The sequence below is a fragment of the Serratia sp. DFXYC6 genome (genome assembly GCF_057196085.1).
Genome location: NZ_JBXUNV010000001.1, coordinates 602,715 through 619,721 on the forward strand (window position 1 = coordinate 602,715; position 17,007 = coordinate 619,721).

At 62.4% G+C, this 17,007-nt stretch carries 14 protein-coding genes; 8 read left to right on the plus strand and 6 right to left on the minus strand.

Going from position 1 to position 17,007, the window contains the following annotated elements; translation table 11 throughout:
• Positions 1–168: 168 nt before the first annotated feature.
• The 3 genes from torA to AC2CGQ_RS03045 form a co-directional block, all read right to left on the minus strand.
• The gene (gene torA / locus AC2CGQ_RS03035; protein WP_049242541.1) at positions 169–2,643 is read right to left on the minus strand and encodes a trimethylamine-N-oxide reductase TorA; all 2,475 of its coding nucleotides are present in this window, start codon (positions 2,641–2,643) and stop codon (positions 169–171) included.
• Between the two features lie 12 nt (positions 2,644–2,655).
• On the minus strand, positions 2,656–3,816 hold the full coding sequence (locus tag AC2CGQ_RS03040; RefSeq protein WP_033632562.1) for a NapC/NirT family cytochrome c: 1,161 nt from the start codon (positions 3,814–3,816) through the stop codon (positions 2,656–2,658).
• 233 nt (positions 3,817–4,049) lie between these two features.
• Positions 4,050–4,472 (minus strand): nucleotide triphosphate diphosphatase NUDT15, encoded by a 423-nt coding sequence (locus tag AC2CGQ_RS03045; RefSeq protein WP_033632563.1) that lies wholly within the window; start codon positions 4,470–4,472, stop codon positions 4,050–4,052.
• A 247-nt stretch (positions 4,473–4,719) separates the two neighbouring features.
• On the opposite strand from AC2CGQ_RS03045, the gene fruB reads away from it, so the two are divergent.
• Genes fruB through fruA form a run of 3 tightly spaced genes read left to right on the plus strand, consistent with a single transcriptional unit; the run spans position 4,720 to position 8,488 of the window.
• Positions 4,720–5,853, plus strand: a complete 1,134-nt coding sequence (gene fruB, locus AC2CGQ_RS03050; RefSeq protein WP_048324383.1) for a fused PTS fructose transporter subunit IIA/HPr protein — start codon at positions 4,720–4,722, stop codon at positions 5,851–5,853.
• Positions 5,850–6,791: a 1-phosphofructokinase gene (fruK, locus tag AC2CGQ_RS03055; RefSeq protein WP_004935702.1), complete on the plus strand. Its 942-nt coding sequence runs from the start codon at positions 5,850–5,852 to the stop codon at positions 6,789–6,791. Before fruB ends, fruK begins: the two co-directional genes overlap by 4 nt.
• 11 nt (positions 6,792–6,802) lie before the next feature.
• On the plus strand, positions 6,803–8,488 hold the full coding sequence (gene fruA, locus AC2CGQ_RS03060) for a PTS fructose transporter subunit IIBC (protein WP_160125627.1): 1,686 nt from the start codon (positions 6,803–6,805) through the stop codon (positions 8,486–8,488).
• 61 nt (positions 8,489–8,549) lie between these two features.
• Here fruA and nfo read toward each other — a convergent pair whose 3' ends face one another.
• Entirely contained in the window at positions 8,550–9,389 is an 840-nt protein-coding gene (gene nfo / locus AC2CGQ_RS03065) for a deoxyribonuclease IV (RefSeq protein WP_016926988.1), read from the minus strand.
• A gap of 100 nt (positions 9,390–9,489) precedes the next feature.
• Complete coding sequence (locus AC2CGQ_RS03070) at positions 9,490–10,563, minus strand: YeiH family putative sulfate export transporter (RefSeq protein ID WP_075685460.1); 1,074 nt, start codon at positions 10,561–10,563, stop codon at positions 9,490–9,492.
• Between the two features lie 192 nt (positions 10,564–10,755).
• Here AC2CGQ_RS03070 and AC2CGQ_RS03075 point away from each other — a divergent pair, with 192 nt between their 5' ends.
• The 3 genes from AC2CGQ_RS03075 to AC2CGQ_RS03085 all read left to right on the plus strand — a co-directional run bounded on the left by AC2CGQ_RS03075 (position 10,756) and on the right by AC2CGQ_RS03085 (position 13,618).
• Positions 10,756–10,953: a hypothetical protein gene (locus AC2CGQ_RS03075; RefSeq protein WP_103085500.1), complete on the plus strand. Its 198-nt coding sequence runs from the start codon at positions 10,756–10,758 to the stop codon at positions 10,951–10,953.
• 98 nt (positions 10,954–11,051) lie between these two features.
• Positions 11,052–11,918 carry a DNA-binding transcriptional regulator YeiE gene (yieE, locus tag AC2CGQ_RS03080; RefSeq protein ID WP_484593461.1) on the plus strand — a complete coding sequence of 289 codons (867 nt, stop codon included), beginning with the start codon at positions 11,052–11,054 and terminating at the stop codon, positions 11,916–11,918.
• Between the two features lie 221 nt (positions 11,919–12,139).
• On the plus strand, positions 12,140–13,618 hold the full coding sequence (locus AC2CGQ_RS03085) for an amino acid permease (protein WP_033632569.1): 1,479 nt from the start codon (positions 12,140–12,142) through the stop codon (positions 13,616–13,618).
• A gap of 45 nt (positions 13,619–13,663) precedes the next feature.
• On the opposite strand, the gene AC2CGQ_RS03090 is transcribed toward AC2CGQ_RS03085, so the two are convergent.
• Positions 13,664–14,764, minus strand: coding sequence for a GGDEF domain-containing protein (locus tag AC2CGQ_RS03090; RefSeq protein ID WP_015378516.1), 1,101 nt, complete (start codon positions 14,762–14,764; stop codon positions 13,664–13,666).
• A 364-nt stretch (positions 14,765–15,128) separates the two neighbouring features.
• On the opposite strand from AC2CGQ_RS03090, the gene AC2CGQ_RS03095 reads away from it, so the two are divergent.
• Together AC2CGQ_RS03095 and AC2CGQ_RS03100 are read left to right on the plus strand one after the other, a co-directional pair.
• Positions 15,129–16,211 carry a FecCD family ABC transporter permease gene (locus AC2CGQ_RS03095; RefSeq protein ID WP_031300718.1) on the plus strand — a complete coding sequence of 361 codons (1,083 nt, stop codon included), beginning with the start codon at positions 15,129–15,131 and terminating at the stop codon, positions 16,209–16,211.
• Entirely contained in the window at positions 16,208–16,996 is a 789-nt protein-coding gene (locus AC2CGQ_RS03100) for an ABC transporter ATP-binding protein (RefSeq protein ID WP_015378515.1), read from the plus strand. The genes AC2CGQ_RS03095 and AC2CGQ_RS03100 overlap by 4 nt, the downstream gene beginning before the upstream one ends.
• Positions 16,997–17,007 lie beyond the last annotated feature (11 nt).

A 17,007-nucleotide genomic window follows, 5' to 3' on the forward strand; every position in this document is an offset into this window, starting at 1 on the left:
GGAACGGCGTAGTGGCTGTCTCTCCAGGTGCCGTTCATGGCGGTCGCAGAGAAATACCGGATATTTAAGGCTATTCCTTTTGCACGGCGCGTACAGAGACTGGATAAAAAATGCCGGTCAGGCTTAACTGACCGGCATTACGCGTTGCGCCCTCTGTTTACCGTGGGATCAGGCGCCTTGCGGCACTGCGTGCGCGGTATTTTTCAATACCGGCCCCTGATACTTCTCGATCTGCAGCTGCGCCATCTGCCCGCAGTTGCCCTGCGCCAGGCTGGAAGAGCCGATGTCGAAGGTCAGACAGTTGACGTTGCCGTTCTTGCACAGCGAGCCGGGCTGCGCCGGATCGGCCGGATCGAACCAGGCGCCTTCGCTGATGCGCACCACGCCGGGCCGCACGTCTTCGCTGACCACCGCGCCCACCAGGATCTGACCGCGATCGTTAAACGCCCGCACCAGATCGCCGCCGCTGATGCCGCGCGGCTGCGCGTCCTGCGGGTGGATCAGGATCGCTTCACGATCCGCTACCGCGTATTTCTCGCGCAGCGGCGTGTTATCGAGCTGGGAGTGCAGCCGGTTGGTCGGGTGCGCGGTATTGAGCGACAGCGGATATTTGGCCGCTTCCGGCCCGCGATACCACTCGTGCGGCGGCATCCAGGTCGGAATGCCGGGGCAATCCTCGTAATGCATTTTGGCGATGGCGTCGGAGTAGATCTCGATCTTGCCCGACGGCGTGCCCAGCGGGTTCAGCAGCGGGTTGTCGCGATAGTCGGCGAAGCGCACCCACTGCTTATTGGCCTCCGGCACCGGGAAGCGCACGTAATTGTTGGATTGCCAGAACATGTCGAACGGCGGCAGCGCCACCCGCGCGGCGCGCGCCTGGTTCTTCATGTCGTCGTACATGCCTTTCAGCCACTGGGTTTCATCCTTGCCTTCGGTGAAGGCTTCCTGTACGCCCAGCCTGGCCGCCATTGCCGAGAAGATGTCGAAGTCACTACGCGACTCGTGTTGTGGCGGCACGCATTGATGCATCGGGAACACGTAGAGCTGCGAATAGTCGCCGCCCATTTCCAGATCGTTGCGCTCGTAGCTGGTGGTGGCCGGCAGCACGATATCGGCATGCTTGGCGGTAGCGGTCCAGTAAGGCTCGTTGACCACGATGGTGTCCGGCCGCTGCCAGGCTTTGACCAGGTTATTGGTGTCCTGATGCTGGTGGAAGGTGTTGCCGCCCGCCACATACACCATTTTCACCTCGGGGTAAGTGACCTTGGCGCCGTTGAAGTCGATGGTTTTGCCCGGGTTGCTCAGGCATTCGGCGATGCGCGCCACCGGGATCGGCGCCGGCGAGTTCTTCGGCGCGTTGCCGGCGGAGATGCCGGCGATGATGCCGCCCTTGGCGGTCGGGCTGCCGCCGGAGGAATAGTGATAGCTGAAGCCGAAGCCGCCGCCCGGCAGGCCGATCTGGCCGAGCATCGCCGCCACCGTCACCAGCAGCCAGTGCTGCTGCTCGCCGTGGTGCTGGCGCTGAATGCCCCAGCCGCCCATGATCATGGTGCGATGCTTCGCCATCTCACGCGCCAGACCGCGCAGCGTGTCGGCAGCGACACCGCTGATGTCGGCCGCCCATTCGGCGGTTTTCGCCACGCCGTCGCTCTCGCCCAGCAGGTAGGCCTGGAACTTGTCGAAGCCGACGGTGTAGGTTTTCAGGAAGTCCGGGTTATGCAGCTTCTCGGTCAGCAACGTGTGGGCGATGCCGATCAGCATGGCGCCGTCGGTATAAGGGCGCGGGGCGATCCACTGCGCATTGACGAACTTGGCGCTGTCGCTGTGCACCGGATCGATGCTGATCACCCGGGTGCCTTTCTTCTTCAGCGCCTCGAAGCCGGTCTGGCCGACGTGATCCGGCACGTTCCAGCTGTTTTTCAGCGTGACCATCGGGTTACAGCCCCACAGGATCACCAGCTCGCTGTTCTCGATCACGTTCGGCCAGGCGGTCTGCTGTTCGTAGACCTCCATCGAGCCGACCACGTGCGACATGATCACCTGCGCTGCGCCGGTGGAGTAGTCGCCGGCGTAGCCGAGGAAGCCGCCGGTCAGGTTCATCAGACGCTGCAGCAGCGTGCGGCTGTTGTGCAGCATACCGACGCTTTTCCAGCCATAGGAACCGGCGTAGATCGACTGCGGCCCGTGATCTTTCTGCAGGCGAACGATCTCATTGCACACCAGCTCGGTCGCTTTGTCCCAGCTGACGCGCACCCACTCGTCGCGGCCGCGCAGTTCGGTGCGGCTGCCGGGGCCGCCTTCCAGCCAGCTTTTGCGCACCATCGGATATTTGATGCGGTTCTCGGCGTGCACCTGATAAGGCGCCATGGTGATCAGCTCATTGGGATACGGATCGTCCTGCACCGGCTGCACGCCGACCATCTTGCCGTCCTGCACGATGGCCTCAAACGCGCCCCAGTGGGCGCCGGTCAGAATGCCTTTCTGCGCCTGACGCAAGACGATGAACTGCGGCAGCGCTTCGCTGATGGCCTGCGCCAGCGCCGCTTTGGGCCATAAGCCCGCCAGCAGCGGGGCGGCGGCCAGCGCGGCGGCGCCGGTCAGGAAGCGGCGGCGGCTCATGGTTAACGGTTGTTGGTTGCTCATTGCGCTTCTCCCTTAAAGCTTGGCCGGTGCGGCAGGTGGCATGTCGCTGGCGTGTTTTTGTACGTATTGCGTCAGCACGCGCAGCTGTTCCTGCGTCAGCGAGGTGCGTGGCGCCATGCCTTTGATGACGCCGATCCATTGGTTGGCGTTGAAGCGATCGAGCGCGGTCAGCCCGTGGCAGCCGGTACAGTTGGCCGACATCATGTCCGCGGCGTAGCGCCAGATTTTTTGCTGATCGTCAATCAACTGCTTGCGCGGCAGCCACACCTGCAGAGAAACCTGATGCCAGACCAGGCCGGTTTCCGCATCGGTCTGGGTGGCGGCGGTCTTCAGCTGTTGGCGTGCTTCCTCACCCAGCAGCACGCTGAGGATGCGTTTGCCCTGCGCGGCGTAGAACACTTCGCTGACCCCGTCCTGCTGCCAGCCACTGACGGTGGCCAGCACTTTGTCGCCATCCTGCTTGACCACCTGCACTTCGGTGGACGGCATCAGGTTGCCGGCGTTATGGCTGTCGTTGGCGCCGAGGAAGAACGGCTCGGTGGCGATGGTGTAGAGGGTGGTGGCGTCCGGTGCGGTCAACGCCGCGGCCTTCGCCAGCTCGGCGGCGCCGGCCTGGGTTTCGCCGCTCATGTCCGGCAGGATATGCGCCACGCCCTTGTGGCAATCGATGCAGGTTTCGCCCTGTTTGATCGCCACCGGGTGCTGCAGGCGCGCTTCAGGCCGCTGGGCGGTGATGTCCATGGCATCGTAGCTGTGGCAGGAGCGGCAGGTGGCCGAGTCGTTCTCTTTCAGCGTTTTCCAGACCGACTGCGCCATCGCCAGCTTGTGCGCTTCGTATTTCTCCGGCGTATCGATGGTGCCGACCATCTCGCCGTAGATGTCTTTTACCGCGCGGATCTTGGTCCACAGGTAGTCGATCGGCTGGTGCGGCACGTGGCAGTCGGCGCACTCGGCGCGGATGCCCTTGGTGTTCTGGAAGTGGACGCTGCCCTGATATTCGGCCAGCGGCTGTTGCATGGTGTGGCAGGAAACGCAGAAGGCGGTATCGCTGGTTTTATGGAAGACGGTGGCGGTCCCGGCCAACAGCGCTGCGCCGAGGATAATCCCCAGCAGCAAAAGCCATAGCCATCCCCACCGACGCTTTTTTTCAAAGCCAGTCAGTTTTTTGCTCATGGTAAACCCGCTTATAATTATGAATTTAAAATAAAATCTTGCCAAAAGGCCACCGACCGGAGGTCAGAATGCCACGTCGATTGCAGGGGTAATGATAGAAGAGGGTTAACCCCATAGGGTTATCCGTAGTCAAAAAAATGGCGTATATCGCAAAAAATAGCGTTATATTCTAATTTATATAACGATAGGGCGCTGCGGCAGGGGAAGCGAGCGCAGCACACGCTCGCATTGGATCAGACCGCTGGCAGGTAGGCCAGGCCGCTCAGCCACAGGCGGATGGCGGTGCGGCTGGCTTCGAAATGGGGTTCCGGCAGGGCTTCAGGCGCGCACCAGCGCCACTCGGCGCATTTCTCGGGCTCTCTCAGCTCGGCGTCGCCGCCGGGGTGATCCACCTGCAGGCAGATTGACACCGTGTGTTTGCCTTCGGCGCGCCAGGTTTGCAGATTGTTGCTGACGCCAACGAAGCGCGGCGGGTCGATGAGCAACCCGGTCTCTTCGGCGATTTCGCGCTGGGCGCACTGCTCGAAGGTTTCACCGGCATCCAGATGCCCGCCGGGGATCGACCAAAAGGGCGCGTGGGAACCGCAGCGTTTGCCCAACAAAATCTCGCCTTGAGGGTTGACGATGATCACCCCGACGCCCGTCACTACGTTCATGCTTTTCTCCGTCAGCAAGGTTTCAGCACAGTATGTCATTTTGCCCCGGCGCTGGCCAATACGCCGGCAAAAGTGTGCGTAAGCTCAAAAATCTGCAATGGCGAAAGGGAGAAAGCTTGCTTTCGCCTTGCGCTGCTCACACACTCCTTGAAACGTTTCAGCGTTGTCCGGCCGCTTGTGGCGAACGGATAACGCTCCTTTTTCTCAATTAAGCTGAAACGATTCAATTCAGCAGGAGAGGAGAATCATGTTCCAGTTGTCACCGCAAGACATTCATCTGGGCGCCGTTGCCGACGGTAAGCAAGAGGCCATCCGCCTGGTGGCCGCCGCCCTGACCGAAGCCGGCTGCGTCAGCGCCGGTTACGTGGACGGCATGCTGCAGCGCGAACTGCAGACGTCCACCTATCTGGGTAACGGCATCGCCATTCCGCACGGCACCACCGATACCCGCGATCTGGTGTTGAAAACCGGCGTGCAGGTGTTCCAGTTCCCGCAGGGCATTGCGTGGGGCGAAGGCCAGACCGCCTATGTGGCGATCGGCATCGCCGCCCGCTCCGACGAGCATTTGGCGCTGCTGCGCCAGCTCACCCACGTGCTGAGCGATGACAGCGTGGCGGAGCGGCTGGCGCAAACCACCTCTGCGGAGGAACTGCGCAGCCTGCTGATGGGCGAACAACAGAGCGCCGAATTCCAGTTCGACGTTTCGCTGATTGCGCTCGACGTCGCCGCCGACAGCCTGATGACGCTGCAGGCGCTGAACGCCGGCCGGCTGCAAAAGGCCGGCGCGGTTAACGCGCAGTTCGTCAGTGATGTCATCACCCGCAAGCCGCTGAACCTGGGGCAGGGCATCTGGCTGAGCGACAGCGTCGAAGGCAACCTGGCCAGCGCGGCCACCGTCAGCCGCCCGGCGCAGGCTTTCGCGGAAGACGGCGAGCCGGTGGCGCTGCTGCTGACGGTGTCGGTCGCCGACGCGCAGCCGCTGGCGGTGCTCAACTACCTCAGCGATCTGCTGCTGGCCAATAAAGCTGAACGGTTGCTGAAGGCGGATGCCGCCGGCGTGCTGGCGCTGCTGACCAGCGAAGTGGCTGAGGAGAGCAGCGTGCTGAGCGCCGAGTTCGTGATCCGCAACGAGCATGGTCTGCACGCGCGGCCGGGCACGGCGTTGGTCAACGTGATCAAAAGTTTCAACAGTGACATCACCGTCACCAACCTGGACGGCAGCGGCAAGCCGGCCAACGGGCGCAGCCTGATGAAGGTGGTGGCGCTGGGCGTGAAGAAAGGGCATCACCTGCGCTTTACCGCCAATGGAGAAGATGCTGAAGCCGCGCTGAAGGCGATCGGCGAAGCGATTAATGAAGGACTGGGCGAGGGCGCAGCATGAGCAGAAGAGTAGCAACGATCACCCTGAACCCGGCGTACGATCTGGTGGGTTTCTGCCCGCAGATCGAGCGCGGGGAAGTCAACCGGGTAAAAACCGCCGGCCTGCACGCCGCCGGTAAGGGCATCAACGTCGCCAAAGTGTTGAAAGATTTAGGCATCGACGTCACCGTCGGCGGCTTCCTGGGCAAAGATAATCAGGACGGTTTCCAGTTGCTGTTCAGCGATCTGGGGATCGCCAACCGTTTTCAGGTGGTGCCGGGGCGCACCCGCATCAACGTCAAGCTGACGGAAAAAGACGGCGAAGTGACCGATTTCAACTTCTCCGGCTTCGAAGTGACGCCGCAGGACTGGGATCGCTTCGTCAGCGACTCGCTGAGCTGGCTAGGCCAGTTTGACATGGTGGCAGTGAGCGGCAGCCTGCCGGCCGGCGTCGATCCTGACGCATTTACCGACTGGATGACCCAGCTGCGCGCCAAGTGCCCGTGCATCATTTTCGACAGCAGCCGCGAAGCGCTGGTCGCCGGGCTGAAGGCCTCGCCGTGGTTGGTCAAACCGAACCGCCGCGAGCTGGAAATCTGGGCCGGCCGCCCGCTGCCGGCGCTGGCGGACGTGGTTGAGGCCGCGCATGCGCTGCGCGAGCAGGGCATCGCCCACGTGGTTATCTCCCTCGGTGCGGAAGGCGCGCTGTGGGTTAACGCGTCCGGTGCCTGGATCGCCAAACCGCCGTCCTGTGAGGTGGTCAGCACCGTGGGCGCCGGCGATTCGATGGTCGGCGGCCTGATTTACGGTCTGCTGATGCGCGAATCCAGCGAACACACTCTGCGTCTGGCCACGGCGGTAGCGGCGCTGGCGGTCAGCCAAAGCAACGTCGGCGTGACCGATCGTCCCCAGTTGGCCGCGATGATGGCGCGCGTCGACCTGAAACCTTTCAATCAATAGCAGGAGGCAGAATGAAAACGCTGCTGATGGTAGACAGTTCGCTGGGGCAGGCCCGTGGCCACCTGGCGAAACGCATGCTGGAGGCCGCCGCGGCCAAAACTGGCCTGACGCTGGTCGAGTCACTGCAGGACGCCGAACTGGTGGCGGTGGCGGGGCAGGCTGCTCCTGCTGACGCCGGGCTGAACGGCAAATTGGTGTATGTGGGCGAGGTAGAACAGGCGGTGCGGGAACCGGACGCGTTTCTGGCGCGTGCCAAGGCCGAAGCTGAAACCTATCAGGCGCCGCAGGCGGCGGCACCGGTGAAAGCCAATGGGCAAAAACGCATCGTGGCGATCACCGCTTGCCCAACCGGCGTGGCGCACACCTTTATGGCGGCCGAAGCCATTGAAAGTGAAGCCAAGAAACGCGGCTGGTGGGTGAAGGTGGAAACGCGCGGTTCCGTCGGCGCCGGCAACGCCATCACCCCGGAAGAAGTGGCGGCGGCGGATCTGGTGATCGTCGCGGCGGACATCGAAGTGGATCTGGACAAGTTTGCCGGTAAGCCGATGTATCGTACTTCCACCGGTCTGGCGCTGAAGAAAACCGCCCAGGAACTGGACAAGGCGCAGGCCGAAGCCGAAGTGTTCCAGCCGCAGCAGCGCGGTGGCGCGGCGCCGGCGGCGAAAAAGAAAGAGGGCAACGGCCCGTATCGTCACCTGCTGACCGGCGTGTCCTACATGCTGCCGATGGTGGTGGCCGGCGGCCTGTGTATCGCGCTGTCTTTCGTGTTCGGCATCAAGGCGTTTGAAGTCAAAGGCACGTTGGCGGCGGCGCTGATGCAGATCGGCGGCGGCTCCGCCTTTGCGCTGATGGTGCCGGTGTTGGCCGGTTTCATCGCCTTCTCCATCGCGGATCGTCCGGGCCTGACGCCGGGCCTGATCGGCGGCATGCTGGCAGTGAGCACCGGCGCCGGGTTCCTCGGCGGCATCATCGCCGGCTTCCTGGCGGGTTATGTCGCCAAGGCGATCAGCAGCAAGCTGCGCCTGCCGCAAAGTATGGAAGCGCTGAAGCCCATCTTGATCATTCCGCTGGTCGCCAGCCTGATCACCGGCCTCATCATGATTTACGTGGTCGGCACGCCGGTGGCGAAGATCATGGAAGGTCTGACCCATTGGCTGCAATCGCTGGGTACCGCCAACGCCGTACTGCTGGGGGCAATCCTCGGCGGCATGATGTGTACCGACATGGGCGGCCCGGTGAACAAAGCGGCCTACGCGTTCGGCGTGGCGCTGCTCAGCTCTTCGGTGTATGCGCCGATGGCGGCGATCATGGCGGCGGGCATGGTGCCACCGCTGGCGATGGGGCTGGCGACGCTGCTGGCGCGCCGCAAGTTCCCGAAATCCGAACAGGAAGGCGGTAAGGCGGCGTTGGTGCTGGGGCTGTGCTTCATCACTGAAGGGGCGATTCCGTTCGCCGCCCGCGACCCGATGCGCGTGCTGCCGTGCTGCATCGCCGGCGGGGCGCTGACCGGCGCGCTGTCGATGGCCTTCGGCGCCAAGCTGATGGCACCGCACGGCGGGCTGTTCGTGCTGCTGATCCCGGGCGCGATTTCGCCGGTGTTGCTGTACCTGGTGGCGATCGCCGCCGGCACGCTGTTGGCCGGGGTGGCTTATGCCCTGCTGAAACGTGCTGAAGTACCGGCGGCCAGTGTGGCGTAACGGCGATCCAGCCATAAAAAAACCGGAGCCCAGGCTCCGGTTTTGTCGTTTGGGCGCCGCGTTACTGCTGCGCCTTCAGCCAGGCGATCTCTTCCGCCCAGATGTCCGGGTTTACCGTTTCCAGAATCAGCGGGATATTGTCGAAACGCGGATCGCGCATGATGTAGCTGAACACCGTTTTGCCGATGTTGCCTTCCCCCAGGCTGTGGTGGCGGTCGACGCGGCTGTTGAACTCGCTCTTGGCATCGTTCAGGTGCATGCCGCGCAGGTAATTAAAGCCGACGATGTCGCCAAGCTGCTTAAAAGTGCGCTCGCACTCTTCTTCGGTACGCAGATCGTACCCGGCGGCGAAGGCGTGGCAGGTGTCGATGCAGACGCCGACGCGGCTTTTGTCTTCCACGCCGTCGATGATCGCCGCCAGGTGCTCGAATTTGAAGCCCAGATTGCTGCCCTGGCCGGCGGTATTCTCGATCACGGCCGTCACACCGGCGGTTTTGTCCAGCGCGATGTTGATCGATTCGGCGATGCGCGCCAGGCATTTATCTTCATCGATTTGCAGCAGGTGGCTGCCGGGGTGGAAGTTCAACAGCGTCAGCCCCAACTGTTCGCAGCGCTGCAGCTCGTCGATAAACGCTTCGCGCGATTTTTCCAACGCCTCGGCCACCGGATGCCCGAGGTTGATCAGGTAACTGTCGTGCGGCAGGATCTGCCCCGGCCCGAAGCCGTACTGGGCGCAGGCGCTCTTGAACTTATCGATCACGTCGGCGGCCAGCGGCGCGGCCTTCCATTGACGCTGATTTTTGGTGAACAGGGCGAACGCGGTCGCCTCCAATTCGTGCGCGCGGATAACTGCTTGATCCACGCCGCCTGACGCGCTGACATGTGCACCGACAAACTTCATCTTCATTCTCCTGTGTTATCGGTGACATTATGGCATTGATGGCGGGCGGATTGAATGGTGAAAAGCGGCGGCCCGCCGAAGCGGGCCGCAGAAGGGGAGATTAGAACCAGTGTTGCACCAGCTGATTTATCGCGCCGCCGCCGACCAGCAGCCAGACGAACAGCAGCGTGGCCAGCAGAATCGGTTTCACCCCGGCCTGGCGCACGGCGCTGATGTGGGTGGTCAACCCCAGCGCCGCCATCGCCATTGCCAGCATCCAGGTGTCGGCGGTGATCAGATGGCGCACCAGCGTGGCCGGCAGCAGGTTGAAGGAGTTCAGCCCGGCGACGACGATAAACAGCACGGCGAACCACGGAATGGTGATGGCGGATTTTTCCGCCTTGCCTGCGCTGCCGCGGCTGATGTAGCCCGACAGCAGCAGCAGGAACGGTGCCAGCATCATCACGCGGATCATCTTGGCGATCACCGCCGCGTTTTCGGCGTCAGGGCCGATGGCGTGCCCGGCGGCGACCACCTGAGCCACTTCGTGAATGGTGGAGCCGGCGTAGATGCCGAAGGTTTCCTGGCTGAACGGCAGCCACTGGAAGTGTTCATTCAACTGATACAGCCACGGGTAGGCGAAGATCGCCAGGGTGCCGAACACCACCACGGTCGAGACCGCTACCGCCACTTTGCTGGAGTCGGCCTTCAGCACCGGCTCGGTGGCCATCACTGCCGCCGCGCCGCAAATGCTGCTGCCGGCGCCGATCAGTATCGCGGTTTGGCTGTCGATGCCGAACACTTTCTTGCCGAGCCAGCAGGCCAGCAGGAAGGTGGTGATCAGGGTCAGCGCGTCGATGATGATGCCGCTGGCGCCGACGTCGGCGATCTGCTGAAAGGTCAGCCGGAAGCCGTAAAGGATAATGCCCAGACGCAGCAGACGCTGTTTGGCCAGCTGTACGCCGCTGTGACAAACGGTTTGCCAGTGGGGGTACAGCGTGTTGCCCACCAGAATACCGAGCAGGATCGCCAGCGTCAGTGCCCCCAGCCCCAGCTCCGCCACCCAGGGAATATCGCCGGCCCAGACGGCCAGCGCGGTGAGCGCGCCGGTCAGCGCCAGCCCCGGCACCAGCCGCGGCAGGCCAAACAGCGGAAAGCGTCGCTCGGGATAGGTGTGAGTGGTATCAGTCGCCATAAAAGTCAGTCCTTCAGTCTGTTTCTTGCTGCTAAGAGTACGTTTGGGCTGAATAAAAGAGAAATTGATTATATATTTATAACCTATCTGAATAAGTGGTATGGGATCAGGCATTGGCATAACGCCGCATTGCGGCTAGGGTGTGGAGGAGCGGCGAGCCGCCGTCAACTTTCCAACTAACAGGAGCAGGCAATGGATACCGACGATCAACGCAGAGAGCAGGTAGATCAGGAAGTGGGCCGCGCGGTGCGGCGGTTGATTGAAGAAAACAAGACGATCGACCGCGAGCATCTCGTGGCGATGCTGCAATTGATACTGCGGGACGAAGCCGGCACGCCGCAAGAGCCGGTGCTGGCCGCGGCGGCGCAGCTGGTCGCCTTGGGCAAATAGCGCGCCGATCTGGCCGCAAACAGGGTAGCCTGGCCGGGCTGCCCACATCACCATGTTGGGGTTCTCTGGCAGAACCTTCTTTCAATACCGGGACGGCTATGCATATCACGTTGCGTCAACTGGAAGTTTTCACCGAAGTGCTGAAAAGCGGTTCGACCACTCAGGCCTCGGTGGTGCTGGCGCTGTCGCAGTCGGCGGTCAGCGCGGCGCTGGCGGATCTGGAGGGGCAGTTGGGCGTGCAGCTGTTCGATCGCGTCGGCAAACGGCTGGTGATCAACGAACACGGCCGCTTGCTGTACCCCAAGGCGCTGGCGCTGCTGGAGCAGGCGGGGGAGATCGAGCAGCTGTTTCGCCATGATGGCGGGGCGCTGCGCATCGCCGCCAGCAGCACCATCGGCAACTATATGCTGCCGGAGATGATCGCCCGTTACCGCCGGGACTTTCCGGCCACGCCGCTGGAGCTGAACGTCGGCAACAGCCAGGATGTGATCGTGGCGGTGGCGGATTTTCGCGTCGATCTGGGGCTGATCGAAGGGCCTTGCCATATGCCGGAGCTGGTGACGCAGCCGTGGCTGGAGGACGAGCTGGTGGTGTTCGCTGCGCCGGATAACCCGCTGACCCGTCAACCGCCGACGCTGGAGGCGCTGGCGAATGCGCCTTGGATCCTGCGTGAGCGCGGTTCGGGCACTCGCGAGGTGCTGGATCATCTGCTGTTGGCGCACCTGCCGCACTTTCAGCTGGTGATGGAGCTCGGCAACTCGGAGGCGATCAAGCATGCGGTGCGGCACGGTATCGGCATCAGTTGCCTGTCCCGGCGGGTGGTGGCGGAGCAGCTGGCCAGCGGCGCGCTGGTGGAACTGCCGGTGCCGCTGCCGCCGCTGCGGCGCACGCTGTACCTGATCCACCATCGGCAAAAGCACATTTCCAATGCGTTGCAGCGTTTTCTCAGCTATTGCGTGCTGTAATCGACAGCGCGTCACGTCTTCTATCGCCGCGCAGGCCAAAGAAAGCATAAAAACCTGCGCGCGCTCACATTAATGAGAGTAAGTAAGGCCATAAGGGGCGCGGCTAATAATTGCCTCTGAATTATGAAGCTATCTTATATCGGTGCAATGTTGCTAGTTCACCGGCGGGTATTTGTTACAATCCGCCCTCATTTTTCGAAGAGCAGATAGATAGGGAACGAATGGCTCAGCAGGATATAAAAACATCGGGGCAGCAAGCTCCCGGATTGCGCCGCGAGCTGAAAGCCCGGCATTTGACCATGATCGCCATCGGCGGCTCCATCGGCACCGGCCTGTTCGTCGCCTCGGGCGCCACGGTTTCTCAGGCAGGCCCCGGCGGGGCGCTGCTGTCTTACGCTCTGATCGGTTTGATGGTGTACTTCCTGATGACCAGTCTGGGCGAACTGGCGGCCTTTATGCCGGTCTCCGGTTCATTCTCCACCTACGGCGCCAAATACGTGGAAGAAGGCTTCGGCTTCGCACTGGGATGGAACTACTGGTACAACTGGGCGGTGACCATCGCCGTTGACCTGGTGGCTTCGCAATTGGTGATGAGCTACTGGTTCCCGGACACCCCCGGCTGGATCTGGAGCGCGCTGTTTCTCGGCCTGATGTTCCTGCTGAACTACATTTCGGTGAAAGGGTTCGGCGAGGCGGAATACTGGTTCGCGCTGATCAAGGTCAGCACCGTGATTATTTTCATCGCCGTCGGCGTGCTGATGATTGTCGGCATTCTGAAAGGCGGCGAGCATGCCGGCTGGCAGAACTGGACCATTGGAGATGCGCCGTTCGCCGGCGGCTTCTCGGCGATGATCGGCGTGGCCATGATCGTCGGCTTCTCGTTCCAGGGCACTGAACTTATCGGCATCGCGGCCGGCGAATCGGAAAACCCGGGTAAAAATATTCCGCGCGCGGTGCGTCAGGTGTTCTGGCGTATCCTGCTGTTCTATATCTTCGCCATCCTGATCATCAGCCTGATCATTCCGTATACCGATCCGAGCCTGCTGCGCAATGACGTGAAAGACATCAGCGTCAGCCCGTTCACCCTGGTGTTCCAGCATGCCGGCCTGCTGTCGGCGGCGGCGGTGATGAACGCGGTGATCCTGACGGCGGTGTTGTCCGCCGGTAACTCGGGCATGTACGCATCGACCCGCATGTTGTACACCCTGGCATCGGAAGGCAAAGCGCCGCGCATCTTCGCCAAGCTGTCGAAAGGCGGCGTGCCGCGCAACGCGCTGTACGCGACCTGCGTAGTGGCCGGGCTGTGCTTCCTGACCTCGATGTTCGGCAACCAGTCGGTTTACCTGTGGCTGCTGAATACCTCGGGCATGACCGGCTTCATCGCCTGGTTGGGCATCGCCATCAGCCACTACCGTTTCCGTCGCGGTTACATGCTGCAGGGGCGCGATCTCAACGACTTACCGTACCGTTCCGGGTTCTTCCCGCTGGGGCCGATCTTCGCCTTCGTGCTGTGCCTGATCATTACCCTGGGCCAGAATTACCAGGCCTTCCTGCAAGACAAGATTGACTGGTACGGCGTGACCGCGACCTACATCGGCATTCCGCTGTTCCTGCTGATTTGGTTCGGTTACAAGCTGTCGCAAGGCACCCGTGTCGTGAAGTACAGCGAAATGGAATTCCCGAAGATGGACGTGAAGTAATTTTCGGTGAGTGATACGCGGCGGGGGTTCCCGCCGCGTTTGGCTTTACTTTTTCCCGCCTTTGGCTTCCGCCAGCGCCTGCTGCGCCGAACTCATCAAATCTTCCACCGTCGCATAATGCTGCGTCAGCGCCACAATGCCGGCGTTGAGCTGCATGTTCACCTCGCCGAATGCGCCAAAATCGTAAGGCGCTTCCAGCGGTGGCACGATGCGCGCCAGAAACTCGCTTTCCGCGCCGTAGGGCAGATCGTGCACCAGAATCAAAAACAGGCCGCCGGTATAGCGGCAGACGTAGTCGCTCGGGCGGATCAGCGTCTTGAGACGCTCGCCGACGGTGCGCAGTACGTCGTCGCCGATCTGGACGCCATGGCTTTGGTAGAGCGCCGCCAGCGGACCGAACTCAAGAATGAACAGGTGGGAGATCGGCTGCGCCGTTGCGGGGCGGCAGATGCTGCGCATCACCACCTCGCCGCCTGCGCGGTTGAGAAAGCCGGTCAGGCGATCGCGGTGCGATGCCTGCTGCTTCTCCCAGGCCAGCGTGACGTGCTGCACCAACTGGCGGTGGTAGCGCGCGATCATGCCATGGGCCAGCACCAGCCACAGCGGCGCGAGATCCGCCATGACAAACAGATTTTGCACGCGCGACAGCGGCGCCGCCAGCAGGTAGGGCAGCGTCAGCGCGATCACCTCAAGCAGCGCGAAGCGCGGCGCGGCGGCATGGCGCTGCATCAACCAGCAGGCCAGGGCGGTGATGGTCAGGCCGGCGAACAGGATCAGCACGAAGCGGCCCGACAGCATCGCCAGCGCGGCGCTGGCGCCAACCAGCAGCGCCCACAACAACACCGTCACCAGCATGGCGTTCGGCCAAGCGGGTTGGCGCCTTTGCGCCAACCTGGCACGCCCGGCGGTCAACAGCAGCAACAGCAGCAGCAGGCCGATACCGACCAGCGGTTGGTTCAGCCAGGCGTACCCCACCAACAGCGCGGCTGGCCCCACGGCATTCAGCCAGGGGGTGAGAGGAGAGGGCGTCAGCGTGAGACGCAGCTGGCGTTGAAACGGTTCGTCATCGGCGTGCAGCGGGCTGTGCAACAGCCAGTTCAGCAGCGCCGGGCGTTTGGGCGTTACCGCCGGAGATGGACTTCTCATTACAGCCTCGTCAATAAGGCCGCTCTTGCGGCGGCCTGAAAGTTTTTTGCACGCGCGGTGCTGTGGTTTTGGATTCTATGTGGTTTTGCCGCTATTTGTCAGAGTCTGGTCGGATCAGGAATAATTTTCAGAATAATTAACCTACTGGCCGTTGGCGGGGGAAAGCGTGGTGGTTTGAAAAATGGCGAGAAAAAACAAATTATTACATTTCGACAACGCTGTTTTCACCTATTGATATGATTGATAAGTATTATCGTTTGCTTTATTGTGGGCGGCTGCGCGCAGGCGGTCGCCGCGCGCTTTCCGGTTTACGGCGGACGCCTTCGCGCCGCTGTCATGATGGTTGTAACAGGTATCTTAACGAATGAGCGTATCCACCGATCCCATGACTGACGCCAAGGGGCAACCCAACGCCGGCGTGATGGGGCGTTATCAGCATATTCTTCGCCATCGCCTGTTGATGATGGGCGTGTTGGCACTGGCGATCCTGGGTTCGCTGCTGCTGGATTTCACCATGGGGCCATCCGGCCTGTCGCTGTCGTCTTTGTGGCAAACGCTGCTTGACCCCGCCGCGGCCGATGCCGGCACGCGGGTGATCGTCTGGGACATCCGCTTGCCCTATGCGCTGATGGCGGTGGTGGTGGGCTTTGCGCTCGGTCTGGCCGGGGCGGAAATGCAGACCATCCTGAATAACCCGCTGGCCAGCCCCTTCACCCTCGGCGTATCATCCGCCGCGGCCTTTGGCGCCGCGCTGGCGATCGTGCTCGGCATCGGCATTCCGGGTATTCCCGATCAGTGGTTCATCTCCGCCAACGCCTTTATCTTTGCGCTGTTCGCCGCGCTGATGCTCGACGGCATCACGCGCTGGACGCGGGTCGCCACCTCCGGCGTGGTGCTGTTCGGCATCGCGCTGGTGTTTACCTTCAACGCGCTGGTCTCGATGATGCAATTCATCGCCAGCGAGGACACGCTGCAGGGGCTGGTGTTCTGGACCATGGGCAGCCTGGCGCGCGCCTCGTGGGACAAGCTGGGTATTCTGTTCGGGGTATTCGCCGTGCTGCTGCCGCTGTCGATGATGAGCTCGTGGAAACTGACCGCGCTGCGTCTGGGGGAAGACCGGGCGGTGAGTTTCGGCATCGACGTGCGCCGTCTGCGGCTGACCACGCTGCTGCGCATCAGCATTCTCTCGGCGCTGGCGGTGGCCTTCGTCGGGCCGATCGGCTTTATCGGCCTGGTGGCGCCGCACATCGCCCGCATGATCTTCGGCGAAGATCACCGTTTCTACCTGCCGGCCAGTGCGCTGATTGGCGCGCTGGTGTTGTCGATGGCCTCGGTGGCGTCGAAAAATCTGGTGCCCGGCGTGATCATTCCGGTGGGCATCGTCACCTCGCTGGTCGGGGTGCCGTTCTTCCTGAGCATTATTCTGCGCCATCGGGGGAACGTATGAATCAGGGCTTGCGCATAGAAAACTTCTCGGCGGGCTATCCGAAGCGTCAGGTGATCGACAATCTCTCGGTGCCGATGCTGCCGCGCGGGCAAATCACCGTGCTGCTGGGGCCGAACGGCAGCGGCAAATCGACGCTGCTGCGCTCGCTGGCCGGGCTGAACCCGGCGCAGGGCAAGCTGTGGCTGGACGACGGCGATCTGATGCAGATGCCGTTCGCCCGTCGGGCGGAGAAAGTGGTGTACCTGCCGCAGTCGCTGCCCGCCGGGGTGCATCTGCACGTGCTGGAGTCGATCATCGTGGCGCAGCGCGCCTCGGGCGGCCGTAGCAACGCCGGCAGCGAAGCGGAAGTGATGGCTTTGCTGGAACAGCTGGGCATCGCCCACCTGGCGCTGAGCTACCTCGATCAGCTGTCCGGCGGCCAGAAACAGCTGGTGGGGTTGGCGCAGTCGCTGATCCGTCAGCCGTCGCTGCTGCTGCTGGATGAGCCGCTGAGCGCGCTCGATCTCAACTATCAGTTCCACGTGATGGATTTGGTGCGCCGTGAAACCCGCAAGCGCAATATCGTGACGGTGGTAGTGGTGCATGACATCAACATCGCGCTGCGTCACGGCGACCACGTGCTGATGCTGCAGGATGGCGATCTGATCGCCGACGGCGCGCCGGATCAGGTGATTACGCCGCAGAGCCTGGCGCGGGTCTACGGCGTGCGCGGGCGCATCGAGCGCTGTTCGCAGGGCACGCCGCAGGTGCTGATAGACGGCCTGGTAAACCAGCCGACGATTTAATCCAGGAAAAA

Coding starts and splice junctions, on each gene's coding strand:
- AC2CGQ_RS03040 (WP_033632562.1), bottom strand. CDS start 3,816: ATGAGCAAAAAACTGACTGGCTTTGAAAAAAAGCGTCGGTGGGGATGG.
- fruB (WP_048324383.1), top strand. CDS start 4,720: ATGTTCCAGTTGTCACCGCAAGACATTCATCTGGGCGCCGTTGCCGAC.
- AC2CGQ_RS03075 (WP_103085500.1), top strand. CDS start 10,756: ATGGATACCGACGATCAACGCAGAGAGCAGGTAGATCAGGAAGTGGGC.
- fruK (WP_004935702.1), top strand. CDS start 5,850: ATGAGCAGAAGAGTAGCAACGATCACCCTGAACCCGGCGTACGATCTG.
- fruA (WP_160125627.1), top strand. CDS start 6,803: ATGAAAACGCTGCTGATGGTAGACAGTTCGCTGGGGCAGGCCCGTGGC.
- AC2CGQ_RS03085 (WP_033632569.1), top strand. CDS start 12,140: ATGGCTCAGCAGGATATAAAAACATCGGGGCAGCAAGCTCCCGGATTG.
- nfo (WP_016926988.1), bottom strand. CDS start 9,389: ATGAAGTTTGTCGGTGCACATGTCAGCGCGTCAGGCGGCGTGGATCAA.
- AC2CGQ_RS03045 (WP_033632563.1), bottom strand. CDS start 4,472: ATGAACGTAGTGACGGGCGTCGGGGTGATCATCGTCAACCCTCAAGGC.
- torA (WP_049242541.1), bottom strand. CDS start 2,643: ATGAGCAACCAACAACCGTTAACCATGAGCCGCCGCCGCTTCCTGACC.
- AC2CGQ_RS03100 (WP_015378515.1), top strand. CDS start 16,208: ATGAATCAGGGCTTGCGCATAGAAAACTTCTCGGCGGGCTATCCGAAG.
- AC2CGQ_RS03090 (WP_015378516.1), bottom strand. CDS start 14,764: ATGAGAAGTCCATCTCCGGCGGTAACGCCCAAACGCCCGGCGCTGCTG.
- AC2CGQ_RS03095 (WP_031300718.1), top strand. CDS start 15,129: ATGAGCGTATCCACCGATCCCATGACTGACGCCAAGGGGCAACCCAAC.
- yieE (WP_484593461.1), top strand. CDS start 11,052: ATGCATATCACGTTGCGTCAACTGGAAGTTTTCACCGAAGTGCTGAAA.
- AC2CGQ_RS03070 (WP_075685460.1), bottom strand. CDS start 10,563: ATGGCGACTGATACCACTCACACCTATCCCGAGCGACGCTTTCCGCTG.